General features: G+C 70.3%; 22 protein-coding genes, 1 tRNA gene and 2 pseudogenes. 12 read left to right on the top strand and 13 right to left on the bottom strand.

Annotation, left to right across the window (positions count from 1 at the left end; translation table 11 throughout):
• The first annotated feature begins 102 nt into the window (after positions 1–102).
• On the top strand, positions 103–4,611 hold the full coding sequence (locus Q2K19_RS01935; RefSeq protein ID WP_302767080.1) for a DNRLRE domain-containing protein: 4,509 nt from the start codon (positions 103–105) through the stop codon (positions 4,609–4,611).
• 8 nt (positions 4,612–4,619) lie between these two features.
• Positions 4,620–5,093, top strand: coding sequence for a hypothetical protein (locus Q2K19_RS01930; RefSeq protein ID WP_302767077.1), 474 nt, complete (start codon positions 4,620–4,622; stop codon positions 5,091–5,093).
• Between the two features lie 199 nt (positions 5,094–5,292).
• Here the strand turns inward: Q2K19_RS01930 and Q2K19_RS01925 are convergent, their stop codons facing one another.
• Together Q2K19_RS01925 and Q2K19_RS01920 are read right to left on the bottom strand one after the other, a co-directional pair.
• Positions 5,293–6,867 carry a tetratricopeptide repeat protein gene (locus tag Q2K19_RS01925; RefSeq protein ID WP_302767075.1) on the bottom strand — a complete coding sequence of 525 codons (1,575 nt, stop codon included), beginning with the start codon at positions 6,865–6,867 and terminating at the stop codon, positions 5,293–5,295.
• Between the two features lie 48 nt (positions 6,868–6,915).
• On the bottom strand, positions 6,916–7,386 hold the full coding sequence (locus tag Q2K19_RS01920) for a MarR family winged helix-turn-helix transcriptional regulator (protein WP_302772196.1): 471 nt from the start codon (positions 7,384–7,386) through the stop codon (positions 6,916–6,918).
• Between the two features lie 50 nt (positions 7,387–7,436).
• Between Q2K19_RS01920 and Q2K19_RS01915 the strand changes: the two genes are divergently transcribed.
• Positions 7,437–7,958, top strand: coding sequence for a VOC family protein (locus Q2K19_RS01915; protein WP_302767074.1), 522 nt, complete (start codon positions 7,437–7,439; stop codon positions 7,956–7,958).
• Between the two features lie 18 nt (positions 7,959–7,976).
• Positions 7,977–8,882, top strand: a complete 906-nt coding sequence (locus Q2K19_RS01910; RefSeq protein ID WP_302767072.1) for a hypothetical protein — start codon at positions 7,977–7,979, stop codon at positions 8,880–8,882.
• Here Q2K19_RS01910 and Q2K19_RS01905 read toward each other — a convergent pair.
• The 4 genes from Q2K19_RS01905 to Q2K19_RS01890 all read right to left on the bottom strand — a co-directional run bounded on the left by Q2K19_RS01905 (position 8,845) and on the right by Q2K19_RS01890 (position 11,267).
• Complete coding sequence (locus Q2K19_RS01905) at positions 8,845–9,366, bottom strand: potassium channel family protein (protein ID WP_302767070.1); 522 nt, start codon at positions 9,364–9,366, stop codon at positions 8,845–8,847. The two genes, Q2K19_RS01910 and Q2K19_RS01905, sit on opposite strands and share 38 nt — an antisense overlap.
• A gap of 109 nt (positions 9,367–9,475) precedes the next feature.
• Positions 9,476–9,655, bottom strand: coding sequence for a DUF4236 domain-containing protein (locus tag Q2K19_RS01900; RefSeq protein ID WP_302767069.1), 180 nt, complete (start codon positions 9,653–9,655; stop codon positions 9,476–9,478).
• A 228-nt stretch (positions 9,656–9,883) separates the two neighbouring features.
• The gene (locus tag Q2K19_RS01895; protein ID WP_302767068.1) at positions 9,884–10,339 is read right to left on the bottom strand and encodes an RrF2 family transcriptional regulator; all 456 of its coding nucleotides are present in this window, start codon (positions 10,337–10,339) and stop codon (positions 9,884–9,886) included.
• Positions 10,340–10,346: 7 nt separating this feature from the next.
• Positions 10,347–11,267 (bottom strand): helix-turn-helix transcriptional regulator, encoded by a 921-nt coding sequence (locus Q2K19_RS01890; protein WP_302767066.1) that lies wholly within the window; start codon positions 11,265–11,267, stop codon positions 10,347–10,349.
• A 162-nt stretch (positions 11,268–11,429) separates the two neighbouring features.
• On the opposite strand from Q2K19_RS01890, the gene Q2K19_RS01885 reads away from it, so the two are divergent.
• Positions 11,430–12,209, top strand: a complete 780-nt coding sequence (locus Q2K19_RS01885; protein WP_302767064.1) for an SDR family oxidoreductase — start codon at positions 11,430–11,432, stop codon at positions 12,207–12,209.
• Between the two features lie 72 nt (positions 12,210–12,281).
• On the opposite strand, the gene Q2K19_RS01880 is transcribed toward Q2K19_RS01885, so the two are convergent.
• Complete coding sequence (locus Q2K19_RS01880) at positions 12,282–12,713, bottom strand: SsgA family sporulation/cell division regulator (protein WP_007457244.1); 432 nt, start codon at positions 12,711–12,713, stop codon at positions 12,282–12,284.
• A gap of 293 nt (positions 12,714–13,006) precedes the next feature.
• On the opposite strand from Q2K19_RS01880, the gene Q2K19_RS01875 reads away from it, so the two are divergent.
• Together Q2K19_RS01875 and Q2K19_RS01870 are read left to right on the top strand one after the other, a co-directional pair.
• Complete coding sequence (locus Q2K19_RS01875; protein WP_446839706.1) at positions 13,007–13,528, top strand: TIGR02611 family protein; 522 nt, start codon at positions 13,007–13,009, stop codon at positions 13,526–13,528.
• Between the two features lie 51 nt (positions 13,529–13,579).
• Positions 13,580–13,651 (top strand) — tRNA-Val (locus Q2K19_RS01870).
• Positions 13,652–13,728: 77 nt separating this feature from the next.
• On the opposite strand, the pseudogene Q2K19_RS01865 reads toward Q2K19_RS01870, so the two are convergent.
• The 3 genes and pseudogenes from Q2K19_RS01865 to Q2K19_RS01850 form a co-directional block, all read right to left on the bottom strand.
• Positions 13,729–14,949 (bottom strand): annotated as a pseudogene (locus tag Q2K19_RS01865) (tyrosine-type recombinase/integrase).
• The gene (locus tag Q2K19_RS01855; protein WP_089007694.1) at positions 14,949–15,146 is read right to left on the bottom strand and encodes an excisionase family DNA-binding protein; all 198 of its coding nucleotides are present in this window, start codon (positions 15,144–15,146) and stop codon (positions 14,949–14,951) included. Before Q2K19_RS01855 ends, Q2K19_RS01865 begins: the two are co-directional and overlap by 1 nt.
• On the bottom strand, positions 15,143–16,714 hold the full coding sequence (locus tag Q2K19_RS01850) for a replication initiator (RefSeq protein WP_302767057.1): 1,572 nt from the start codon (positions 16,712–16,714) through the stop codon (positions 15,143–15,145). Before Q2K19_RS01850 ends, Q2K19_RS01855 begins: the two co-directional genes overlap by 4 nt.
• Positions 16,715–17,283: 569 nt before the next feature.
• Here Q2K19_RS01850 and Q2K19_RS01845 point away from each other — a divergent pair.
• A complete protein-coding gene (locus Q2K19_RS01845; RefSeq protein WP_302767056.1) occupies positions 17,284–17,652 on the top strand; it encodes a cyclic-phosphate processing receiver domain-containing protein in 369 nt (122 codons plus the stop codon).
• Between the two features lie 123 nt (positions 17,653–17,775).
• Here the strand turns inward: Q2K19_RS01845 and Q2K19_RS01840 are convergent, their stop codons facing one another.
• Entirely contained in the window at positions 17,776–18,228 is a 453-nt protein-coding gene (locus Q2K19_RS01840) for a VOC family protein (protein WP_302767054.1), read from the bottom strand.
• A gap of 730 nt (positions 18,229–18,958) precedes the next feature.
• Here Q2K19_RS01840 and Q2K19_RS01835 point away from each other — a divergent pair.
• A complete protein-coding gene (locus tag Q2K19_RS01835; RefSeq protein ID WP_302767053.1) occupies positions 18,959–19,672 on the top strand; it encodes a Hint domain-containing protein in 714 nt (237 codons plus the stop codon).
• 1,617 nt (positions 19,673–21,289) lie between these two features.
• On the opposite strand, the gene Q2K19_RS01830 is transcribed toward Q2K19_RS01835, so the two are convergent.
• Entirely contained in the window at positions 21,290–21,691 is a 402-nt protein-coding gene (locus tag Q2K19_RS01830) for a GntR family transcriptional regulator (RefSeq protein WP_302767051.1), read from the bottom strand.
• Positions 21,692–21,780: 89 nt separating this feature from the next.
• On the opposite strand from Q2K19_RS01830, the pseudogene Q2K19_RS33300 reads away from it, so the two are divergent.
• From Q2K19_RS33300 to Q2K19_RS01825, 3 genes and pseudogenes are all read left to right on the top strand, one after another.
• Positions 21,781–22,193 (top strand): annotated as a pseudogene (locus Q2K19_RS33300) (hypothetical protein).
• The gene (locus Q2K19_RS33295; RefSeq protein WP_368046124.1) at positions 22,190–22,498 is read left to right on the top strand and encodes a hypothetical protein; all 309 of its coding nucleotides are present in this window, start codon (positions 22,190–22,192) and stop codon (positions 22,496–22,498) included. The pseudogene Q2K19_RS33300 and the gene Q2K19_RS33295 overlap by 4 nt, the downstream one beginning before the upstream one ends.
• Positions 22,499–23,099: 601 nt before the next feature.
• A complete protein-coding gene (locus Q2K19_RS01825) occupies positions 23,100–23,336 on the top strand; it encodes a hypothetical protein (protein ID WP_302767049.1) in 237 nt (78 codons plus the stop codon).
• Between the two features lie 170 nt (positions 23,337–23,506).
• Here Q2K19_RS01825 and Q2K19_RS01820 read toward each other — a convergent pair whose 3' ends face one another.
• Positions 23,507–25,048 (bottom strand): alpha/beta fold hydrolase, encoded by a 1,542-nt coding sequence (locus Q2K19_RS01820; RefSeq protein WP_302767047.1) that lies wholly within the window; start codon positions 25,046–25,048, stop codon positions 23,507–23,509.
• Positions 25,049–25,111 lie beyond the last annotated feature (63 nt).

Below are 25,111 nucleotides of genomic sequence, written 5' to 3'. Positions count from 1 at the left end.
CCCGTTCGGCTCCGATACGGGGGAAGAAGAATGCGAAGAGTTGCCACCGTCGTTGCCGCGGCGACGGTCGGACTGCTGGTGGCCACCGGCGCTACTGTCCACATGACAGCCGCGACCGCCGCCCCGCCCGCCCCGGCACCTCAGCTCAGGCCGGTGGTGTGGTCCGCCGAGGACCCTGCGTCGGCCCAGCGGGCAGCCGCTGCACAGGGCTTCCGGGTGGAGATCACCTCGGCCCGGAGCGAAGACTCGACCAGCTACGCCAACCCGGATGGCACCTTCACCACCGAGGTCTCGGCCGGCCCGGTCCGGGTCCGCGACGCCGACGCGCCGACCGGTTGGGCGCCCCTGGACCTGAACCTGCGCCGCGCCGAGGACGGCACGGTCGGCGCCGTCTCCCACCCCGACCACCTGCGACTGGCCGGGCCGCGGACCGCCGCTACCGCGAAGTCCCGGCAAGCGAAGGCGGCCGACCCCACCTCCGTCGCGGCACCGACCGGCCTGGCCTCGTTGGACGCCGGCCCGGGCCGGAGGCTCGGCCTCGGCTGGAGCGGCCCACTCCCCACCCCGGTGCTCTCCGGCCCCGAGGCCACTTACCGGGACGTGCGCCCCGGCATCGACCTCGTCCTCCGCGCCACCGCGACCGGCTTCGAGCAGTTCCTCGTGCTGCGCCGCCGGCCGGCCGCGGACACGCCGTTCGCCATCTCACTGCCACTGGTCGGCGAGGGGCTGACCGCCACGAAGGAGGCGGACGGGTCGGTCGTGCTGCGTGACGGCCAGGAGGCCGTCCGAGGCCGCATCCCGGCACCGACCGCCTGGGATGGCTCCGTGGACCCCCGCGCCGGCCAGTCGACCAGAACCAGTCCGGTCGGCATGGCGCTGCGCGCCTCCGGCGCCGGACGCTACTCGCTGGAGCTCACCCCGGACGCGCGCTGGCTCGCCGACCCGGCCACCGTCTACCCGGTCACCATCGACCCGGCCACCACCATCAAGCCCTACTCCGACACCTGGGTGGAGACGGACTACTCCAGCTCCCAGGTCGGCTCCACGGAGCTGCGTCTCGGCACGTACGACAGCGGCAAGTCGGTGGCCCGGTCCTTCATCTCCTTCAACACCGCCGGGTTCGCCGGGAAGGTCGTCTCCTCGGCGACGCTGTCGCTGTACCAGTTCCACTCCTGGTCCTGCTCCGCGCGCTCCTGGCAGGTGTGGGAGACCGGATCATTCAGCTCCACCACCACCTGGACCAACCAGCCGTCCTGGACCAAGCAGTGGGCGTCCGCGTCCACCGCGCACGGGTACAACTCCAGCTGCGCCGCCGCGACCGACAACGTCACCGTGACCGGCCTCGCCAGCAGCTGGGCCGCGCTGCCGGCGGCGGTCCGCACCGTCGGGCTGCGGGCGGCCAGCGAGACCGACAACTTCGCCTGGAAGAAGTTCAACTCGGCCAACGCCGCAACCCACCAGCCGACCCTGTCGGTCACCTACAACTCGTACCCCAACACGCCGGGCACCCCCAGTCACACGCCCGGTACCGCCTCGGCCACCACCACGACCGGTTGGACCACGACCACCACACCGACGCTCAGGGCGGTCATCTCCGACCCTGACGGCGGCACGGTCAAGGCCCTGTTCGACGTCTACACCGGATCAACCAAGGTGGTCGACCACCTGGCCGGCACCTCGGTCACCTCCGGTGGCACGTCCACCGCCGCCGTCCCCGCAGGCAAGCTCACCAACGGCATCCAGTACGTCGTCCGCGCCTGGGGCAGTGACGGCAGCCTCGTCTCACCGGCCTGGTCGACCGGGTACGACCGGTTCACCGTCGACACCACACCGCCGGCCGCCCCCGTCGTCTCGTCCGCCACCTTCCCGGAGAACGCGTGGACCGGCGCCGCCGGCCTGGGTGCCGACGGCAAGGCACATTGGTCGGCCCACCCCACCAGTGCCGACGCGTCCATCCTGCGGTGGGTCCTGGACGGTACAACCTTCACCTCCTCAGCGGCCGTCACCGGCACTGCCTCCACGGTGGACATTGCGCTCGCCGCCCCGAGCACGGGCGCCCACACCCTCAAGGTGCAGACCGTCGACGCCGCCGGCAACGTGGGAGCGACCACCAGCTACTCCTTCTACTACGGCAACGGGCCGCTCTCCCAGGGCCTGGCCTCGCTCTCCGCCGACCCGGTGGAGCCGTTCGGGGCGACATCCGCCGTCGACCCCGTCATGTCCGACCAGCCGACCCTCACGGCCTACGTCGGGCCCGGCGTGGGATCCGCCGTCGACTACGACTTCGAGGTCTGGGACGGCGCGCTCACCACCCGGGTCGCCAACTCCACTGTCACCGCCGTCCCCGACGGCTCCACCGCCTCCTGGACGATCGCCCCGGGCACACTCGACGTCGGCCGCGACTACGCCTACCGGGCCCGCGGGCGGACGTCCGCCGATACCGGCCCCTGGTCGGCCTGGCGACGGCTGGTCGACGACCGGCCGCGGGTGCCCACCGACCTAGCTGCGACGCAGACCGACACGCCGCGCCCGGTCCTGTCGGTGGTCGCGAACCGCCCCTCCAACCGCACCGTGACCGTGCGCTTCCAGCTCTGGGACGCTGCCGGCCAACCGCTCGGCGGCTCACCGCTGGCCGAGGTCGAGGCGGTGCCCGGCGTACGGACCTCCGTCGCCGTCCCGAGCGACCTGGTGCATCCCGGCGACACGATCCGGTGGGCCGCTACCACCTGTGTTGGTCAGGTCTGCTCGGCGCAGAGCGCCCCCCAGGAGTTCACCTCCGTCACCGTCGTCGCGCCGCAGACCACCAAGCAGGACGTCACGGCGTCGGACTGGGGGTCGTCCTTGGTGGACGGCCAGGACTGCGACGCCGGCACCTGTCCGTTGCAGTCGGACGATGTGACGGCCGCCGACGGCGACCAGCCCAGCATGGCGTTCGTCCGGTTCACCGGTCTCACGTCGCTGCCGGCCGGGGCGCAGGTGACCTCGGCGCATCTGCGGCTCGCCCCCGCCGGCTGTGATCCGGCGTGCGACTCGACCATGCTCAACGTTTTCCCCATCATGGCCTCGTGGCCCGAGCCGGCGGCCGGCGAGCTGCTCTTCGCCGCCGCGAGCACGGACGACGGGGTGGTGATGCCCGCCGCGGGCACCGACCTGGACGTCACCGACCTCGTCACGCAGTGGCTGGACGACCCCACCATCAACGGGGGGCTCGCCCTCGCCGTGGAACCCGGCACCGGCGCCACCGCGCACCTCGGCGCCGCGCCGACCCTGGCCGTCGAGTACCTGCCGCCCGCCGCGCCGTCCGCGCCGCGTGACGTCACCGCGCGGGCCGGCGACCGGGGCGTACTGGTCAACTGGGAGCCCGGCGAGTACGCCGGAACCGACCCGGACGGGACCACCTACACGGTCACCGTGACCAACCAGGACACCTCGGCGGCGACGGTCACCTCGGCGACGGCCGGGCCGGTCATCGTGCACGGCCTGACCAACGGGCAGGCGTACACGGTCACCGTCACCGCCTCCACGGCCGGCACTACGAGCGGGACCTCGACGCCCCGCACGTTCACTCCCGTCGAGCCGACCGACGGCGCGCAGCGGTACCTCAACGCCGTCACGCAGTATCACACCGTCACGGACGCCGCCCCGGCGGCTAGCGGCGACCCGGCGACGGCGCTGACCGGACTCAGCGAGCGGGCGATGATCGGTGCGGTCACCCTCGCCCGGTCGTCCTCCGACTGGCAGGCGGCGGACGTGCTGCGGCGCCACGCCCTTCCCGTGGACGGCGAGGCCTGGTCCGCCTCCGACACACTTGTCTCCGCCGACGCCGACGGCGTGGTGGTAAGGGCTGTAGGCAACGCGGTCTCCACGGCCGACGCATCGTCCGAGAGCGCGATGGCGGAGGACTTCCGCTTCACCGCCGGGACCCTCTCCGCCGTCGTCGACGCAGCCGACGCGGACCTGGTGCCGAGCCTGGACGACGGTACGGTCACCGACCTCGACGAGGCACCGCTAGCCCCGCTGGCGTTGGCAGCCGCCGACGACCCCGCCCCGGTGCAACTCGACGAGGACGGGCTGCCCGTCACCGGCGTCGACGAGCCCACCGGGGGGTTCACCACCTTCACGAACTCCAACGGCGTCAACCACGCCGGCGTTTCCAACTACGCCGTCGACCACGCGTACGACAAGCCGCCGCGGGCGTTCCGCGACAACGACTGCACCGACTTCGCGTCGAAGGCGATGCACACCGGGGGCGGACTGCCGTTCCGCAACGGGTGGTACCGCGACGACCGGCACTGGTGGAGCAACATCTACAACCGCACGTACTCCTGGGGTGCGGTGGTCAACCTGAGCCGTCACCTCGGGTACCGCAACGTGACCTGGGTCCGCTACTACAACCAGGCCGTACCCGGTGACATCCTGTTCTGGAAGTACCGCGAGTGGAAGAACATCGGCCACACCTCCGTCATCACCTACGTGAACGGCAACGACCTCCGCTACTCCCAGCACAGCGACGGCCACCGGAACCGCAAGCTGTCCGACGCGCTCGCGGCGCTGAACGCCCAGGGCCACGGCCCGGTGACCCTCTACATCGCGCATTTGGGGAATCGATGAGGCGAACGATGTCCGTGCTGACCGTCGCCGCGGTTGTGTGCGTCGGTCTCACCGCGTGCTCCGCGGACAAGAGCACCCCGCCTGTGAAGGTCGCCTCTGGTGAGGTTGCCGGCAGCGGCTGGACTCTGGTCACCTTCAAGGACGAGGCGGGCGAGCTCTGCCTCGACCTGCGGGACGCGGCGATGAAGAAGAGCTACAGCGGCGCGTGCGGCAGTTGGGCCGACGCCGAGCCGAGGAGTTCCGCGTACATGGACGGCAGCGGTCCCGGCACAACTGAGTTCGCGTACGGGCCCCTGCGAAAGTCGGTGAGTTCCGTGGAGGCCACGGCGCCCGGCCGGGAACCGGTCGTGGTGACCGCCCAGGCCATGCCGGCGGGGACCGGGGTGGCGAAGTTCTTCGTCATCGCGTTCCCCGACTCGGCCAGTGACTGGACCTACCGGGCCAAGAACGCGTCCGGGGCAGTGGAGCGGCTCGGTCCCTGACGGTTTCCGGGCCCCGGTCCGTTCTGCGGACCGGGGTCCCCGGCCGTCTTCGCTCGGGGGTGGGCCCCCGCTATGCCCGCCCCCGGACCACTCAACCGCCATGGAACCGGACCTTACCCAGGGGTGCTGCTCGGCGACGAGGAGCGCTTGGCCGCGGTGAACGTGCGCTACCGCCCGGTCGCGGGCAGGTGGCTCCCGGTCAACCCCGCCTGGTGCAGACCGGGGCGGCGCGGGCGACCGTGTCGGTGGACCAGACCACCGCGACGGTGAAGCAGTAGTCGATGCTGCGGTTGAGGCCGTAGGCGATGTAGCTGTCGGTGCCGGCCGGCAGCTCCTGGAAGGTGTGCTGCTCGGCCCGCGACCGGCCGCCGGCGATGACCACCGGCCCTTCCGCGCCGGCCGGGTACGTCCAGCTCAGCACGATGCTGTCCCGCCGGTCGGTGAGCCGGACCGGGCCGGGCGGGCTGCCCGGGGAGGCGGGCGCCGCGTTCGGCGTGCCGGTGGGGGCGGCCGGGGTGGCGGTGCTGCCGCTGTTCGGCGCGGTGGTCGGTACGGGGGCCGGGGTGCCGCGGGAGCGGTCCACGCGGGACACCCCGGCGACCACGCCGATGGTGCCGAGCACCAGGATCACGATCACCCCGGCCACCACCAGGGGGAGCCACGGCGTGTTCCGGCCCTCGGGGTCGGGCGGTCGCGGCGCGTGCACCGGCAGGTAGGGCAGCGGTGGCTCCGGGTCGGCGGCCCGGGGCACCCGGCGTACGCCGGCCGGCTCGTCGTCGGTGAGCCCGACCACGGTCGGGGGCAGCACGCTCTCCCCGGGTCGCCACGGCTCCTCGCCCGGCTCGTCCGGCGGCCACGGGTAGTCGTCGAACGGTTCGTCCGCGGCCTCCGGTGGGGTCCGGGGGTTCGGCACGTGCGCGGCGTCGGCCGACCGGTCCGGCGGGCGGTAGAGCGGCGTCGCCGCCGGGCCGTCGGCATCCGGCGGATGATGCGGCGGCGGGTCGGGCGGTCCCTCGTCGGCCGGCGGGACCCGGGCGGCCGGCACCACCGGCGTCTCCCGGGCCGGTGGCTCTGGCTCGGCGCAGACGTGGTCCGGGTCGGCGGCGGCGCGGACCAGCGTCGCCACCTGCCCGGCGAGCGGGTCGTCGTCGGCCAGGTGCAGTGCGCAGAGCTCCTCGGCGAGGGTCAGGTGCTCGTGGGATTCGGCCCACCGGCCGCAGTTACGTTCCATCGCGCCGAGCTTGGCCAGCATCTTGATGCCGCTGGGGTGGCCGTCGCCGTAGACCTCGCGGTGCAGCTCCCAGGCGTCCTGGAGGCGGTCCCGGGCGCGGTCGCACTGGCCGCGGGCGTACTCGACGGTGGCCAGGTCGGCGTGCGCGGCCAGCACCCGCTGCGACTCCGGCCCGTCGCGGGCGGTCAGCTCGATGATGACGGCGGAGTAGAGCCGGGCGGCCCGGGCGTCGCTGCCGACCCGGTGCAGCACGGCGGCCAGGGTGGCGGCGGCGGTGATGCTGCGCTCGTCGGAGCGGCCGTGGAGCCGGGTGGCCGCCGCGTACGCGAAGGCGGCCCAGCCGCGCGCGGAGTGCGGCTCGCCGAGGGCGACCAGCACGCGGGCCTGGAGGCCGGCGGCGTCGGCCAGCTCGGGGGAGGCGTTGGCGGGGCGGGGATCGGCGTCGGTCAGCGCGTCGGCGAGCAGCCGCTGGGCGCCGGCGAGGTCGCCTTCGGACACCAGGTGGTGCGCCTGGATCGTCAGTTCACCGAGGCCGGAGGACACGTCCCATCGTGCTCATCCGGCGACGGTAAGTACAACCCCCGGAGTGGATCAGTTTCGTCCGGATTCGGTCAGGTGGTCGGCGAGGGTCTCGCTGATCCGGCGGAGCTGGTCGACCTGGGCGGGGCTGAGCGCGTCGAAGAGGTGGCGGCGTACCCCTTCGACGTGGCCGGGCGCGGCGGCGGCGAGGGTGGCGAAGCCGGCGTCGGTGAGGACGGCGATCTGCCCGCGCCGGTCGGTGGGGCACTCCTCGCGGCGGACCCAGCCGGCCGTCTCCAGCCGGGCGACGGCGTGGGAGAGCCGGCTGCGCGAGGAGCCGGTGGCGTCGGCGAGTTCGCTCATCCGCAGTCGCCGGTCGGTGGCCTCGGAGAGCCGGACGAGGATCTCGTAGTAGGCGTGCGGCATTCCCGCGTCGCGTTGCAGCTCGCGATCGAGGGCGTCCATCAGCGCCCGGGAGGCGGTGAGGAAGGCGCGCCAGGTCCGCTGCTCGTCGGGGTTCAGCCACCGGGTCATGACGCCCATCATAGCGCGAGTCGTTGAACGCTCAATCAAATCGCGCTACCGTGGGGGACATGGGAATCCACCGGCTCAACCACGCCGTGCTCTACGTCCGTAACCTCGAGCGCAGCGTCGCGTTCTACCGCGACGTACTGGGCTTCCGTCCGGTGCCGATGACGCCGGACGGGTTCCGGGGCGCCGCCTTCCTCCAGGCGCCCGACTCCACCAACGACCACGACCTCGGCCTGTTCGAGATCGGCGACGCCGCCGGTCCCTCCCCGGCCGGCCGGTCCACCGTCGGCCTCTACCACCTGGCCTGGGAGCTCGACACCCTCGACGAACTGGCCGCCACCGCCGAGCGGCTGGCCGCCGCCGACGCCCTGGTCGGCGCGTCCGACCACGGCACCACCAAGAGCCTCTACGGCCGCGACCCGGACGGGTTGGAGTTCGAGATCGTCTGGATCATCCCCGCCGACCTGCTCGACGACGACGCCCTCGCCGCCCGCAAGCGGATCGGCCGGCTCGACCTCGACCGGGAGCGGCAGCGCTACGGCGGCCAGACCCGCGGCGGGGTGGGCATCTCCATCCCCGCCTGAGTGCGGTAGAACGGCAGGATGTCGACCGACGCCGTCCTGCGCGAGCTCCTCGTCCGGCAGCTCGACCACTGGCTGCCGGGAGCGCTGCACCGCTCCCGGCGGGCCACCCTGGCCCTCGCGTACGCCGGCGGCGACGTCGGCGACGCGGAGGCCGCCCTGGGGGTGGTGGCCGAGTTCGCCGACCGGTTGCGCGGGCGGCGGCTGACCGTGCTGGTGCTCGCCGGGGGCGGCGCGGAGCTGCCGGCCCGGGTCGGCGCCGCCGAGGCCGCTCTGCCGGCGGACGTCGCCGTGCACGTGGTGCCCGGCCACCCGGACCGGCTGCCGGTGGCGCTCAAGGCCGCCGGCGCGGCCGGCGCCCCGCTGCTGACCGTCGTCGACGGCGGCGACCCCGAGCCGGCCGTGCTGGCCGCCGCCGCGTCCGGCCGCCCGGCCGAGCTGCTGCTCGTCACGACGGCCGGCCGGCCCGTGCGCCCGGCGCTGACCGCGGCCGGGTTCCCGCTGGTCACCGAGGTGGAGCTGGTGCCCGACGACGGCGGCCCGGCCCGGCTGCTCGCCTACGGCACCGGCTCCGACAAGGGACTGGAGGCGCTCAAGGACGCGCTCTGGGCGGTCGACGAGTACGCCGGGGTGCGCTACCGCGACCCGGCCGACCCGGCCGGGCGGCTGCTCGCCATCACCCTCGATCCGGAACCCGGCCCGCTGCGCCGCGAGCTGCTGGCCGAGCTCACCCGCTCCGGCCCGCGGACGGTGACCGAGCTGCGCCGCTTCGCCGCGACCTCGACGGTCTACCGGTCCGCCGACGCGAGCCGGGCGCTGACCTCGCTGCTCGCCTCCGGCGCGGTGGCCCGAGACCCGGAGCACGGCCGGCTCGGTGGCGACGTGGTGATCAGCGTTGCCGGCGGGGGCGCTGGGTCATCTGCTTGACCACGATGGACGCGCCGGTGGCGACCACGCCGATGCTGAACAGCATCTGCGCGCAGAGCACCACCCGGGCGACCTGCCCCTGGGCGTGCACGTCGCCATAGCCGACGGTGGTCAGCGTGGCGAGCGCGAAGTAGAGCGCGTCGATCCGGGTCTCCAGGCCCGAGAACTCGCCCGGCCGGCTGTTCGCCACCACGTAGTCGGCGAGCGCGAAGACCAGCAGCCCGGCGACCAGGGCGACGGCGAGCCGGACCAGCGCCCGGCTCTCCGCCTCGCCGGTGGGCTGCTCGGGGGTGAGCTGGCGGCGTACCTGGCCGGTGACCAGTAACGCGACGACGATGACCAGCACCAGAGTGCCGGCCGAGCGCAGGGCCAGCCGCAGCCCGTTCGGGTCCCGCTCCACGGGTACGGCGAAGTAGGCGACCAGCAGCAGCGCGACGGCCACCGCGGCGCGGCGCCGTTGCCGCCGGTAGGACTCGTTCGCCATGCCGCGATTGTCCGCTGGCGGGGCGGTGCCGTCGGCGGAACGACGAACCCGCCCGGGATGCCGAGCGGGGTGCCGGTGAAGCACCGGCACCCCGCGCGACCTCGGGACGTCACGCCCGGGACTTGTCCTGCTTCCAGGAGAGCGGCCCCGGCAGGTCCACCCGGTGCGCGCGGGTCCGGGAGTTCCAGGACCACTTGCCGATCTTGATGCTCCACGAGGAGAAGCCGTTCTCGGTGAAGTTGAAGATCAGCGGGCCGAATTTCTGCCGCTTGCGGAACACGATGCCCATCGCGGGCTCCTTCCCGTCGTCTGCCTGCCGCTGCGCCGAAGATGCCCGAAACCGCCTTCCGCGAAACCCGGCCCGATCTGTCGGTTCTCGCTGGACATCGCCCTGATCAGCCAGCGGTTCAGTCGGCGTTGACGACCGGGGCCGGCCGCGCCGTGCTGCCGCCGCCCGGTCCCGCGCCGGTAGCCGGTTCGCGCCGACGATCAGCGCTGGGGCGCCACCGGCGCGGGGTCAGCGGGGTTCCCAGGCGTCGGGGAGGGCGGTCAGCTTCCGGACGTGGGCGGGCAGACGACCGCTGACCAGCTCGGCGAGGCTCACCTCGTCGACCACTCGCCGCACCGAGGCGCGCACCGCCACCCAGAGCCGCGGCAGGTTCTCCGCCGCGCCCTCGTACCTGGTCTCCTCGGGACGCATCCCGCGTACCCCAGCCAGGGGGCCGTCGACGGCGCGCAGGATCTGCCCGATGGTGACCTCGCGCGGCGGCCGGGCCAGGGTGTAGCCGCCCTCCGCGCCGCGCTGCGCCCGCACGATCCCGGCCCGGCGCAGGTCCGCCAGGATCGCCTCGAGGAACTTGCGGGGCATCTCCTGGTCGGTGGCGATGGCCTGGGTGGACAGCAGAGCGGGGTACGCGGAGGCCAGGCTCAGTGCGGCCCGGACCGCGTAGTCGCCGCGCGCGGAGATCTGCACCCTGCCATCATGCCCGGCCTGGTGCGGCGGGGGAGTCGGCGGGCGGGCGGGGTCGCACCACCCGGATGGGGATGGGGCGCTCGCGGTTGGCCCGGAAGGCGCCGGGGCTGACCCCGAGCTCACGGGTGAAGAAGCGGCCGAAGTTGGTCGGCTCGGGGAAGCCGAGTCGGCGGCCGATCCGGGCGATCGGCTCGTCGGTGGCGGCGAGCAGCCGGCTGGCCTGCAACGCCACCCGCTCGTCGATGATCTGCTTGGCGCTGCGGCCGGTCACCGCCAGGCAGGCGCGGGTGAGGGTACGCACCGAGCAGCCGAGCTGCATGGCGTAGTCCTCCACCCGGCGGGTGTGCTGGTAGCCGCGTTCCACCTCCCGGCAGAGTCGCGCGAAGGTCTCCGCCTCCGGCCGGGGTACCGACCGTTCCTCCACGGTCGGGAGTAGGGCCAGGCGCAGCAGCAGCACGGCGAGCTGGTGCCGCAGCAGTGACCCGGCGGCGGGCACGCCGGCGTGCCGGTCGGCGTCCACGGCCAGCTGGGTCACCTCGCTGATCACCGCGTCCTCGTCCTCCCCGGCGAGCTGCCGGTAGGCCGGCACGGTGTCCGGGTCGACGTCCAGCCCGCGCAGCGTCTCGGCGTCCCAGCGGACCACGGTGGCGTCGAGGTGCGGGCCGAGGCAGCGCAACACCTGGCCGGCGCGGGCCCGCAGCAGGGTGCCGGGCCGGCAGGGCAGCGCGCGGAAGTCCAGTTCGGCGGTGCCGTGACCGCCTGTGACCAGGATCAGCAGCTCCGCGTCGAGCAGGACAGGGCGGAGCCAGCCGGGCTCGGGGACGAGCTCACGCAGCGCAACGGTGGTGAGGCGATGCTGGTCGGCCTCGGTCCCGGGCCGGGACAGGTCGGTACGGGAGGCTGGGGGTAGCTGTCCGGTAGTGACCATCGTCCTGACGGTAACCGCGATCGGTGCATCCTGCATCTTGACGTTTCCGCCGCTCGGCGCGGGTCTTGTCGGCCCTGGGGCGGGACGGTTAGGTTACCCGTCGGTAGCGCCCTGGGTCGCCGGACCGACCCGCGGCCCCCGCCGACTCGCGATGGGATGGGCATGACGCAACTGTTCTCGGTCGAAGGCAAGAGGGTCCTGGTCACCGGTGGCTCGCGGGGGATCGGGCTGATGATCGCCCGGGGCTTCGTCCAGGCCGGCGCCAAGGTCATCATCTCCTCGCGCAAGGCCGACGTCTGCGAGACCGTGGCCAAGGAGCTCTCCGCCGAGGGCTCGTGCGAGGCGATCCCCGCCGACCTGAGCCACGACGAGGGCGCGCTGGGGCTGGCCGCGGCCGTGCGGGAGCGCACCGGCGACCGGCTCGACGTGCTGGTGAACAACGCCGGCGCCACCTGGGGCGCGCCGCTGGAGTCGTACCCGGAGGCCGCGTTCGACAAGCTGTGGGCGGTCAACGTCAAGGCCGTCTTTCGGCTCACCACCGCACTGCTGCCCGCGCTGCGCACGGCAGCCAGCGCCGACGACCCGGCCCGCGTGATCAACATCGGGTCGATCGACGGCCTCCGCGTGCCGTGGATGGAGGTGTACGCCTACTCGGCGACCAAGGCGGCCGTGCACATGCTCACCCGCAGCCTCGCCCACCAGCTCGCCGGCGAGCGGATCACGGTCAACGCGATCGCGCCAGGGCCGTTCGAGAGCAAGATGATGGCCTTCGCGCTGGACGACCCGGCGTCCCGGGCGGCCATCGAGCAGCAGGTGCCGCTGGGGCGGATCGGCCGGCCCGAGGACATGGCCGGCACCGCGATCTACCTGTCGTCGCGGGCCGGGGCGTACCTGACCGGAGCGGTGATCCCGGTCGATGGCGGGATCACCACGCACGGCTGAGGCCGTACGCCTGGTGTTGACGGCCCGGGGCCGCGCGGACTCGGCAGATCCGCGCGGCCCCGGGGTTGGTCGTCAGCGGCCGGCGAGCAGCCGGTTCACCGCCGTGTCGACGTCCAGGTGTTCGGCCTCGCGGCCACGTGGGACGACGACGTAGGTCCGGCGCAGGAAGCGCACGAGGACGCTGCGTGGGACCTCGAACAGGGCGTTGCCGTCCGGAGACGACAGCGCGAGGGCGACGAAGTCGCCGCGTGGGGTGGCCCACGGCCACACCCGGACGTCGCCGATGCCGGCCGGTTCGTCGAGCCCGGTGACCAGCAGTTCGCGGGCGAACGACCAGCTCACCGCCTCACCGCCGGCGGATTCGGCGTGGAACAGGACATGGACCGCATACGGGTCAGCAGGGTCGTAACGCAGACTGGCACGCACCGGCAAGGCGGTGGCGTCAGGCGCGACGAGCCTTAGCGACGTCTCGACCTCTACGGTCGTCGGTCGAATGACACTCATGGACGTTCTCCCCCCGGCACCGCTGCGGAACGCGCGTGTCCCGCTTTTCCCATACTCAGGTGCTACTCCTGGCTACGCTCCGCCATACGCTGACTTCACCCAGTGGTGGGAAGGGGGTCGGAACGCCTTCGAGAATATGAAAATTCTTGTAGGATTTCCGCTTCCCCAGCCCGTGCCCCCGCCCGGCAACGGGTGGTTCAGTCGTCGACTTACTCCGGTAACGTCCAGTCCTCAGCAGGGGTGACGGTCCCGCGCGACACTGGGGGTTGGAAATGGTCACGAAGGGTTCCGCGGTGGATCCGAAGACCACGGCCGACCCGCCGAAAGGAGCGGCCCGAGCAGCCGAAAGGCGGGGGTACGAGGTGCCAGTCGAACGGGGTCCCGGAGGTGCCGGCACCTCCCTCGCGGAGCCCCGCCGCACCGGCTGGCGGGCCCGGCTCCACACCACCCTCGAACTCATCCGCGCCAACCCCACCGGCCGGGTCGCGCTCAAGATCTTCATCGGCGTCCTCGGCGCGATCATCGTCACCGTCGGGATCGCCCTCATCCCGCTGCCCGGCCCCGGCTGGCTCCTGGTGATCGCCGGCCTCGGCGTCTGGGCCGTCGAGTTCCATTGGGCCCGCCGCCTGCTCAACTTCACCCGCCGCAACGTACAGGCATGGACACGTTGGGTGACCGGTCGATCGCTGCCCGTGCGCTTCCTGCTGGGCGCCGTCGGGCTGGTGTTCGTATCCGTCGTGGTGTGGCTGTCCCTCAAGTACAGCCTCGGCATCGACCTCGTCGCCCGCGCCCTGCACTACCTCGCGACGCACTGACCCCCGGGTTTTTGGTCCGGACTCTCGATCAGGTAGAGTCATCGGCGCTGAGGGCGATTAGCTCAGCGGGAGAGCGCTTCGTTCACACCGAAGAGGTCACTGGTTCGATCCCAGTATCGCCCACGCAGGTCAAAGGCCACTTCCCGGGTTCGGGAGGTGGCCTTTCTGCTTGTGTACAGCAGCTAAGTACAGCAGTTTCATCAGCGGCCGAGTGAGTCGCCAAGGCGTTTGAGTGCGTCTCTGGTCGCCTTCGTCGATACCTGGGTGTAGATCTCCATCGTTACTGAGAAGCGGGCGTGCCGGAGGACCTGCATGGCGACTCTGGGGTGGACGTCGAGGTCGGCCAGGAGCGTGGCGCAGGTGCGTCTGGCGTCGTGGACAGTGATCGGCCTGACGTTGGCCTTCTCGCACCTCGTCTGCCACGACCTTTGGAAGTTGCGCGGCTCGATGGGTGTGCCGTAGCGGGTGGTGAATACGAGTCCGGTTTCGTGCCATGCCTTGCCGGCGGAGGCTCGTGCCTCGTCGCGTTGTTCTTGCCTGAGCTTGAGGGCGGTCAGGCAGATGTCGGGCAGGGGGAGGGTCGCGTCGGACGCCTGGGTCTTGATGTCGCGGTGGAGGAGCTGCCCGCGTACGCGTTGGAGTTGGCGGCCGATGGTCAGTTCTCCAACGCCGAGGTCGACGTCTGCCCAGGTGAGTCCTAGCGCCTCGCCCTTGCGTAGGCCCGTGACGAGGACCAGGGCGTAGGCGGCGTAGAGCGAATCGTCGTCGGCTCTGGCCGATTCGAGGAACTTTCGGGCCTCGTCGCTCGACCATGACTTGCCTCGCCGCCGGCGGACGGTGGCGAGGGTGACCGGGACGGCTGGGTTCTTGGTGATGAGGTCTTCGGCCTGGGCGTGGGTGAGGGCGGCCCGCAGCGCGGCTCGGATGTCGCTGACCGTGCGCGCCGCCGGGACGGCTTGGCAACAGCGACCGACCGCACAGCAGCGCCGCTTGTCCTTTGGGCGTGCGGCGTCCTTGCCCTGGGCGCAGCACTGGCAGGTGCGAGCTATCTGGTTGATCCAGGTCTGTACGTCCCTCGACTGGAGCCGGTCGAGCCGCTTGGCCCCGAGGCCGGGGGCGATGTAGCGGCGGACGAACGTTTCGTAGGTGGCGTAGGTCAACGGTGCCCGGTTCGGTTGGATGATCTCGGCCAGCCACCAGGTGAGGAAGCTGGCGACCGTCGGGATGCTGGTCGCGACCGGTCCGGCCTTGGCCTGCTGGTGCAGCTTGATTCACTTGTCGTGGACGGCCTCGCGGGTCTTGCCGTAGACGTATTTGCGGGCGCGACGGCCGTCGGGCTTGGTGACCCAGACGTAGGCGGCGAAGCCGTTGCGGTAGGGGAAGATGGAGCCTTCGCCGTTGGCTCGTGCGCGTCCGGGCATCAGGCTGCCTCCTGGCGTTCGACCTGTTCGCGGATGTAGTCGTCGACCCATTCGGGGAGGATGCGGCGGTACTTGCCGTCCTTGATGGAGCGCAGCTCGCCGGTGGCGATCTTCATCTTGACCTTGGAGATGCCGAAGCCGAGCAGGACGGCAACCTCGGCGGGCGAGTACCAGCGCGGGGTGAGGTCATGACTCATGCGGCGGCTCCGAGGAGCCAGGCTTCGTGGGCGAGTTCTTCCCGGCCGATGCGTCTGCTCTCGCGTCGCTGTCTTGCGGCGGTGTTGGCGAGCAGGGCGTCTCCCTCGGTGAGCCAGCCGGACCCGATGTAGGTGAGGGTGCCGACGGTCAGGGTGTCGGCGGGTTCGTTGTCTTCGGTGCGGCGGTAGGTGGCGCGGGTGTCGCGGAGCAGGGCGAAGGTGACCGAGTAGCGGCGGGCCTTGGTGACGAAATGGCCGCCAAAGCCGAGCATGTGCGCCCAGCGGCGCAAGCCGCCGTAGGCGTTCGGTTTGGCGTCAAGGCTGTCTTGACGGTCGTCGGCGGTTGCGGCGCCGCTGCTGGTGTCGGTGGGGGTGGGGCGGCCGAGGTGCCAGCAGGCGTCGATGAGGCGGGCGAGGTGGTCGCCTTCAGAATCGGCGTAGTCGTCGATGGTGGCTGGGGTGAGCCGGGCGAAAGAGTGGCCCGTGGCTTCGGTGGCCTTCGTGGCGTACTTGGCGAGGTAGGCGGCCACCTTGCCGTCGGTCAGCTCACCGCCAGCGGTGTTGATGCGCCGGACGTCGACCTGTTCGCCCCAGGCGATCAGCCAGCCTTGCGGCCGGTCGGGGTGCGCGGGCGTGGTGACGGTGATCTGCCGGGCGGCGGCGTGGACGGCGTCTTCCAGGTCGTCGAGGGTGATGCCGGCCGGTGGCGGCAGGAGAGCGTCCGGGTCGTCGGGGTCGACGCCGTCGAGGCGCAGCAGGACGTGGAAGTGCACCGCTGCCCGGCGCTGCATCTCGGCGACCTTGCCGTGGGACACCCGCACGGGCGGCACCCAGCGGACCTCGCCGGAGGCCGTGACGACCCGAACGAGGGGGATGCCGCGTCGGCGGCAGAGGGCGGCGAGGCGGCGTTCGATGGCCTGCTTGGTGCGCCGCCACAGCTCGCCGGAGAAGTAGTTCCACACGACCTGGTGGGCGTGGTCGTAGCAGTCCAGGCACAACGGCAGTCCGAGCCGTGGATCGTCGGCGTCGTGGCGGGCGAAGCACGCCGCGGCCTGCCCGTGCGGGCAGGTCCCGGCGTTGCTGCGGGCGCGGCAAGGGGACGGGCGGCAGTCGCAGCGCTGCCGGTTGCGGCAGGTGTGGCGGGCGACGTGCCGGTGGTGGACCGGGCCGAAGGACGGGGCGGTGAAGGTGGCGAAGACGACCGGGTGGCGGCCGACCGAGTCGGGGACGCCCTTGCCGCCGGTCAGGCCGCGACAGACGACTTGGTAGGCGTCGCCCTGGTAGACCCAGGCGCAGTCCGGACAGACAGATTCGCGGCGGTTGCCGCACGCCTTGTAGAGCGTCCGGTCGGGCAGCTCGTCGGTGTGCAGCCGGCTGGTGATGCGGCCGGTGCCGGCGTCGACGGCGGCGATGGTGCCGGTGAGGCGGATCGGGCGAGCACAGCCGCCGGCGGGGCGGGTGTGCTCCAGCCAGCCGGAGAACTCCGGCGAGGCAGCGCGGTGCAGGACCTGGGCGTCACGGCCGACCGCGAGGCCAGGCTGATAGAAGGCGAGCGGGGTGGTGGACATGACTGTCTCCTCATCAGGGGGTGGCAGGGACCGGAGACGAAGCACCACCAGCCGTGGACGCATGTCGCTGGTGGTGTTCGTCGTGTCTCCTGGCACCGCCGAGAGGGCGGCTGACGCCGGAGGGCGGAACCGTGGTCGTGCCACTTCCCGCCGATGGGTCATGCCCTTTCACGCTCGTGGACTTGGCACCTGGGGCCGGCACGGGTGAGGAGCCTGGGATGTCGACATCCGGCGGGTTGCCGCAGGCTGCCCCCACCCGTGGAGAGGGGCGAATCCGGGCCATCGTGGACGGCAGGGAAGGCCGTGCTGGGCCGCTCAGCGAATTCGGGGGACCGGCACCGGGGCCGGTGCGATCGAGAGCCGGCGGGACGTAGTCCGCATCAGCGACAGGAAGGCCGCTCAGCATCTCCGACGTCGAGTCCAGCGAACCGGCAGGAAGGCCGCGCTGGCGTGCTCGACGAGCGCCAGAGTAGCACCGGGTACCGACACGTCAACCGGCCGTAGTCCGGTGCCAAGTGTGGGCCCTAATAGCGGTGGCGATGGCGGCGTGCTGGTCCAAGGATGGTGCCGTGGTTGCCGAGAACCTGCCGGGCGTCGTGCTGGTTGACGACCTGCGCTCGTTTGTCGATTGTCGGGTGGCACACGTTGTACGCACCAGCAGGGCCGGCATCGAGGCGCTGGAGCGAAACCGGGGACAGCGATTGGACGAGCTGTGGCTGGATCACGACCTCGGCGAGGACGACACGATCTGGCCGGTCGTCGAGGTGTTGGAGCGGGCCGCGTTCGAGGAGCGCCCCTTCGAAATCGGCGTGGTGTACGTCCACTCGGCGAATCCCGCCGGCGCGGAAAAGATCATGCAGGCGTTGCGGCGCTGGGGGTACAACGTCCGCTCGGCGGCTGGATCACCGCAGGTCGGCTACCTGTCCGACGCCGATTAGCGGACGGCCACCCGGACACCGCAGCGTCGACGCCAGCTACCTCAGTGACACTTCGCGTCCGAGCCGGGCCAGACCCGGCGCCATGAGGCGATACGCAATCCTGGATTTGAAGGCTGGGCCCGATCAACGTGGGAACGAGCCCAGGGGTGACTTATCGCCCACGGACCAGTTGTGACCGAACGGGTCCGTGAAGCCGCCTTGACGGTGCGTCCCCCAGGGCACGCGGTGATCCTCGATTGCCGCTCCGGCGGCTGCGCCAGCCGCGATGGCGCGCTCGATGAAGGTGTCGGGGTCATCGATGAACACCTCGATGCGGGTGCTCGTGATTCCCACCTGGCCGGGACTGGTCTCTGTAGGGTTCTCGGGATTGACCTGGTGGAGGAAGAAGGGGGCGCCGCTGATCTCAAGGCCAGCCACGCCACCAAGGTTCCACAGCTCCGTCGCGCCCAGTGCAGTCCTGTACCAGGCGACTGCGGCGTCTGCATCGGAGACGATCAACATCACAGAGATCACTGGCGATGCAGCGAGCACCGTGTCGCCGGACAGGGCGGAACGATCTTTCGGTTCCTCGGTCATGCCCACAGCATGCCGGACATCGCCAGCAGCGTCTCCCCACCTACACAAGATCCTGCGCAGGTAGCACCCTGTCACGGACATCCTGAGACCGATCTGCCGCACAGGTCCCGAGACCGCACAACCGGCTGCCAGCCGACGTGGGAGGACTTTCTGTACGTCTATCAAGGCGGCCCTTGACGGGCCGCACGCGCCGCAGCCTGGGCGCGCGCCGGCCGCTGCCGCTGTCGCTCTGCGGCCGTCACGCCTGATGCCCGGCGGCTGGCGCGGAGAGCGGGGAGCCCGGAGGGCCGCCGCAGAACGACAGGCCGTTGACCCGGTGGTGTGGTGGGCCGGCAGCCGGCCGGGCCGCGCGGCCACGAGCCCGCGCGGCGTAGGGGAACGCACGCCGGCCGCGTCGGCGAGCCGGCGGCGGTCGCGGGGTTGCGGTTAGTGCGCCTCCGGCGGGGGCGCTCTGGCTCCAGGATGGCTGAAGATCGTCGGCAGCCGCCGGGTCCGTGGACGGTGGTGGTAGCCATCCCGCCTGCCGTCGACCCGGGCAAGCCGAGCAGACCACCGCCCGACCCGCCAGCGTCCGAACGCCCCGTCACGGTCCGCTTGACTTGGCGGGCCGGGCGGCGGCCCGCTCCCGGAAGGGCGGGTCGACGGCACACGGGATGGCACGTCTCTCGCTGAGGTGGTTTTCGCTGCTCGACCTGGCTGTGGGGGGTCTGACCAGTTCACGGTTGGCGAGGTGACCGACTGGGCAGCGCAGAGCCGCGAGAACTATGTCCTAGTGTGCTCGGAGATCATGGGCGGCGACCCAGTCGTCTGCGACGTTCAGAACCCGCTGCTGCCCAAGCGAGGCGCCGTTCAGGACCTCATCCTTATGGCCATGATCGTCGGCGTGGTGGCTTGCCCTGCCTGCGTGGTCGAAGCGATCGAGGCCGAGGGCCAGCTCGCTGCCACCGGCGCCATGTTTGGCGTGAGCGGGATGGGGGCGCTTCGGCAGTTCGTCGGCCGTGAGGGGGCGGCCGGTGCTGCGGCCTTCTGCAGCTTTAGTGGGGACACCGAGGTACTCATGGCTGATGGGACCTCCAAGCCGATCAGCGGGATCAAGGTCGGTGACGAGGTCGCGGCCGCGGACCCCGAAACGGGCGAAAAGGGCGGCAAGCCTGTCACCAACCTATGGATTCACCAGGACTCTCTCCAAGATCTACTCATCAACGGCAAGGTTCTCACCACCACCGAGGATCACCCGTTCTGGAACGCCACCGACCAGAGGTGGGAACGGGCTGACGAGCTAGACCCGGGTGACCTGCTCCAAACACCAGATGGCCCAGGAGTCGCCGTAGGCGAATGCGAGTGGACGCGTGGCGGAAACCTCCAACTGCCAGCACCCAGGAGTCCGTCGGTGCGGCCCGCTGGCGGCCGCATTCCGCCGCAAGCGCTCAGTCCAAAATGGTGAATCGCTGTCAGCATCCCGTCACAGAACGCTCGGTACTCGGCTTGGGCCTGAGCTCGATTACGTGACAGTCAGCCTGGCAGTTATCCAAGATTGCCCACAGCGGCATTGTTGCCGTAGGCCGGTCGACTGACGACGAAATAGCGGTTCTGCTGCTGGCAGCCTGACTTCCCCCACCTCAAGGTGACGTTACTCCCCGAAGTCGTCACCTTGTGCAAGTTGATCGTGAAGCCATTACCGCCCCACAAGGTGGCCCAACCAGACTCTCCCCCGGTGGCTTCGTACCACATCCACCCGCCACCATTCGGAACACAGGTGCTCGTGGATCCGACAACGTTTACTATCGGATCCCAGGGCCAGGCCGCGGCAGGCGAAGCGGTGGCGAGCGAGATTCCGAGAGCGGTAATGGCGGATACCAAGGCCATGACAAACTTTCGTCGGTGATGCATCGCCCCTCCAGTGTTTTGTCGGACTGTTACCAAACTCAAAGCTAGGGGACGCTTACCGCAGGTAGCGCCCCCAAGTCGCATTCACGACAAGATTGGGTTGGCGCACAGGCATCTGCGGCTTATCGCCCTTGTTGACCTTGGCGATGGCCTCGGGGCAGCTCTTTCTCGGTCATCTTGGCGTTGGCCTCGATGCCCATAGCGTGGGCTTCCTGACGCAGGTCCTCCACACCCGTACCTCTCGGGAGAGGCACGCACGAGGCAGCGAGGAGGCATCGAACGCGCCGCCAGCAGGCGACACGTGACGACAGCAGGCGGGGTTGTCACCGAGCTGGGCGGCACCGGATGACAGGCAATAGCAGCAGACGACGCGCCGCAACGGCGTTCACACCGAAGCGTTGTGTGTGAGGGAGGGGTCGGCCGATCAACCCGTGTGGCCGATTGCGGTTCCGCCACGAAGGCGCATGGATTTTCTGGCGACGGCAATTAATCGTTCTCGTGCGCTCTGCTGTCGGCTCCGGGCCGTTCCCCACTCTGCTTGGTCGGGAAGCGTGGCGCCGAAAGCGAGGTCTGCTACCTCGTGATCTCTCAGATGTAGCGATTCGGCCGCTTTTACAACATCCGCGCTGGCCAGAAAGCGTAGCCGCGTCAAGCTCTCTACCTGGCGCGCATGCATCAGCTGAGCATGTTCTCGTAGTTCGTCTAACTCCTCCCCATCGCCCTCCTCTACTCGTCTCGCCTCCATGGCGTGGCGTGATGTTCGTCCGCTTCCAAAGCTGGCATCGAGAAAGTCAACGTAGGTCTCGATAAGGACATCGCGCACCCACCGGCTCTGTTCGCGTCGCTCAGACACGACGAGATTTGCAGCAGCTAAGCCAGCCGCTAGAGTGGCTGCTCCGGCACTGAGTAGGGAGCTTACGTCTACCACGGCTAGCCTCTCGCTTCTCAGAATCGACGGGCTCGATCCAATCCTTCCACCCGTGTGCAACCCGCTCAGGGCTGACCTCTCTGAGCCTGAGCAAATCAAACTAGGCTTCGCATGGGCATGGGTTAATGAGCCATGAAGGCGGGCGACGCGGGGGCGTGCAGACGTGGACGACCGCAGACCAAAACGCCTGTCCCAGGCGGCGGCTTCAGGGTGAAAGGCGGCCAGGGAGTGGGCGTAGCGGGCAGGTCAGCGGCCTACCTGGATGCGATCGGCGGGGTACAGCTCGCGGGAGCCGTCGGCGCGGAAGACCACCAGGACTGGGACGCCTTCGCCGATGTCCAGTTCCTTGCGCTCGGCAGGGGTGGGCATCCGGGCTGAGGCGGTGTCGCCCTTGAGTAGGGTCACCGTCTCGGTCGGCTCCAGGTTGCGGACGAAGGTGCCGCGCGGGGGTTGGACGATCACGAGCCCTTCCGACCGGAGCAGGGAGATGGCCTGCCGGACACTCGTCCGGCTCAGTCCATACTCCTGAGCCAGTCGCAGCTCGCTGGGCAGCGACGCGCCGGGCGCGAGGTCGCCGGACGTGATCCGGTCGCGCAGTAGGTCGGCGAGCTGCCGGAACACTGCGCGATCCGCGCTGGGGTCGATCACGAATGTGACGCTACGTGTCCAACAGCTCTACATTTTATTGTATCTACAGTCCTACGTCTGTACGGTGGTGTGACAGGTGCGGCGGTCGGATGACCAGCCAAGGCCTGACCGCCGTGCCGTCGACCATGCCCGAAGGGAGATCCAGTGCGGCGTGTCTCGTACGGGGAGTACCTGCTCGCCGCAGGGATGACACTCGCGCGGCGGCATCGGCCGGTCTGGTGCTGGCGGCGGTGGCGGCGGGTCTGCCGCTGTGGAGCCCAGCTGCCGTGTCGCGCCCGGCACCGAATCCCGATCAATCGCGGCCACTGGCCGGGGGAGGGGGAGCAGTGAACGACGGACAGGAGCGGACCATCCTCGCGGCGCACGAGGGCTCGATGGCATGTGCGCCGGCTGCCGTGCGTGGTGGTCGCGGCTGGCGCCGTACCCGTGCTGGCAGGTGGAATGGGCGACCAGCCGGCACGCTCGGACGATCACCGCTCGCTTTCTCGAGGGTGTGCGGTGACCACCCACGGCCCGGTCATGCCGATCTGGAGTTGCGGAGGCTGCGACCTGCCCTGGCCCTGCCCCACGCGAAAGCAGGAGCTTCGGGCTGAGTACGCCAACGCTCCGGTGTCGCTGGCCCTCTACCTTGGCTCCTACCTCGTCCAAGCCACCGAGGACATGCCCTGGACACCGGCCGGCGTACTACACCGCCGCTTCCTCGGCTGGACCAGGGCGGCGGACCAGCTCATGCCAGCAGTACAGCAGCGAAGTACAGCAACCACGCCAACCGAACCGAGCCGAGAGGCGCACCAGCAGGCCGTCTGACCTCGTATCAAGCCCGAACCGACCGGCTCGCCGAGAGTTCACACCGAAGAGGTCAACTGCTCTCGGCGTGGCGCAGAGACCACCGATCCGTGTCGAGTTCGTCGTAGTTCCAACGATCCTCTTCCGGCCAGTACCAGCGGACGTAGCTCAGCATGTCGACATACAGTCCGCCCCGATAGGCAGTCCAGGCGGACGCCACAGGACATTCCCGGCCGGCGAAGCAGCCGGCCTGACATCAGTCGCTGACATCAACGGTGGCAGCCGCGGCCGCACATGCCGGGTACGGATCTCGCCTCCGGTCCGTGCCCAGGGGACGTCAACGGACGCTGCGAGTCTTGCCGGGCGCGCCTTTCCCGATCTCTTCCGAGATCAAGCGGAAGTAGAGAGTGGACCCCGGTGCAGATGTGAAGTTCAGTGCGGGCAAGAAACCCGTCCAGTTGACCGACCCCGGATGTCACCGACAGCACAGACGCGGCCCGGCTCCGGCGGGATCCTGAAGCGGGCTCCTACGGACCGGTTTGACGCGCGCCTCAGTAGGGAAATTTCGCGGACACCTCAATGAAGGAGGCTGTATGGAGACGTCCGCTAGCGTCGGGCGCAGTTGCCGACAGCCGACACGTCCATGCGCGGCGGCGCGTGTTGCGGCGCCGACCGCGAGGGGGCGAGCCTAATGGCTCGCGTCGGTCGCTACGGGATCCCAGGGTTCGTGTGGTTCCTGATCTGGCTCGTCGTCTGCATCTTGATCGTCATCCTGTTGGCGCTGCTCATTCACCACTTCGGAGGCGCCTCGCTATCACTCAAGCTTGGCCACTTCTACCTGAACATCGGAGTCACCTGACCTGCCAGATCGTCGACACTCCGGCGCCGGTATTGCGCCAGCCGTGTTAGCCGTCACCTTCGGTGACGGCTAACACGGCTTGGAAGCGAGGATTGGCATGTCTTCGAGACTAGCCCTTGATCGCCGATTGTGACCCAGGCCTTCTTCATGCCGTCGAACGCCAGCCGATCTCAGGGCCCGGTGGCGCTCGCAACCCCGCTCTCGTTGACGGTGAACTGTCCACTCGGGGCGCCGTTGAAGGTTCCACGCGTGATCCACTCGATCAGCGCCGCTTTGAGCGTGGAATGGGGACCAGTCCAGGGCTGACCGAGTTTGCCGCCGTATGGGGTGCCCGAGGCCGGGGTGCAGCGTTTCCCGGAGCAGCCCTCCCACAGAAGCCCGTGACTCGCGCATTTCACCTGTACCTGCACCTTGTTGGCAATCATCGTGAGGTGGTCATAAATATCGCTCGCGTTCGCTACCGGCGCGGCCAGGTCTTCAGCACCATGGATGATCAGCGCAGGTGTGGTTAGCGTTCCTGCAACTTCCCTGTTCCACCCGTACCTGGAGAACGTCGGATTGCGGCCGAGGCCCGTCGGGTGCGCGGGATCGTTCCCTCCCCACTGAAGCCCCAGGGTCTCGTCCTCTCGGACCTGCGCCCCCAGCTGCTCTGGACTGCCCGGGATGACATGACCGGTGCACGCCGCCTCGCGCTCTGGCGTGGTCATCTGCCAGACACCCTGAACAGTCGCAGCGTCCGTATTGAAGACGTGCAGCGGGAAGGAAGCCCAGCCCGACGCCGGTGTTACCTCCTCGGTCGGGCCGGTGGCGAAGAACACCGACGACAGGAACACGACCCGGTTGACTTTCGCGATGTACGCCTTGCTGTTGGGAAGGATCGGGTTCGGGTTGGCCGCGTACAGCGTCCGGGCCACGGGCTGGTTGCCGATCGAGACGCCCAGCAGGGTGACCTTGCCGTCCGAGGGCTGCGCCCGCGCGATGGCGTCGTCGATGACCTGACGGATGTCGCGTACGAAGGTGTCGACGCGGGCGAATCGGAAGTTGCTCGAGTGGGCCCGCCGCTGCCCGCCCAGCGGATTGGTGAACAACGTCGGCCCCCCCGGCACCGTCGGCGGTCCCTGCAGATCGAGTGGGAAGAGTGGGGTATGAGTGCGGTCGCACCCCACCGGAGACGAGCATTTGCCGTCCACGTAGGCAGGCAGGCTTGCATTGCCCGGATCGTCCAGGCCGTGGGCGAAGTGCGTCGAGCGGCCGTAGCCGAGCAGGTTGGGGGCGAAGGTGTCGATCCCTGCCCGGGCGAGCGCCTTCTGCACGCTAAGCTCGCCACCCTCTGGGGCAAGCTGGCGCAGGTCGAATACGGCGGGGCCGCCGTAGTTGCCGCCGTGGATCAGCACCGCCGCCCTGTTGGCGACCGAGGCGCACTTGCCGTTGGCGTAGACGGGCTGGACGCGGTGCACCTGCAGTTCGGCCTTGAGCCCGTCGAACTGCGGGTCGGGCATCAGCCCGGCGGGGACGGTGAAGGGCAGAAAGTGATCGCTGACCTGCACGCCGGTCGGCGCCTTGTCGCAGGCCGCGGCCGCAGCCGCGCCGCTGACAGCGGCCGTCGGTGAGAGCTTTGCTGCGGAGAGCGGCTGAGAGAATGCGGCAGTCAGCCCAGTTACTGCGACAATCGTGAATGCCGCCCCTCTGAGTCTTCGCTTTGCTTTGGACATGGGGTCTCCTTAATGGGAGTGCTACGCGCGGTTCGCGTAGTGGTGACATCTGGCCACACCCGC

The organism is Micromonospora sp. NBRC 110009, assembly GCF_030518795.1.
In the GTDB taxonomy this organism is placed as follows: Bacteria; Actinomycetota; Actinomycetes; order Mycobacteriales; family Micromonosporaceae; genus Micromonospora.
The sequence above is the reverse complement of the archived record's forward strand: the minus strand, read 5'-3'. Positions and strand labels throughout refer to the sequence as shown.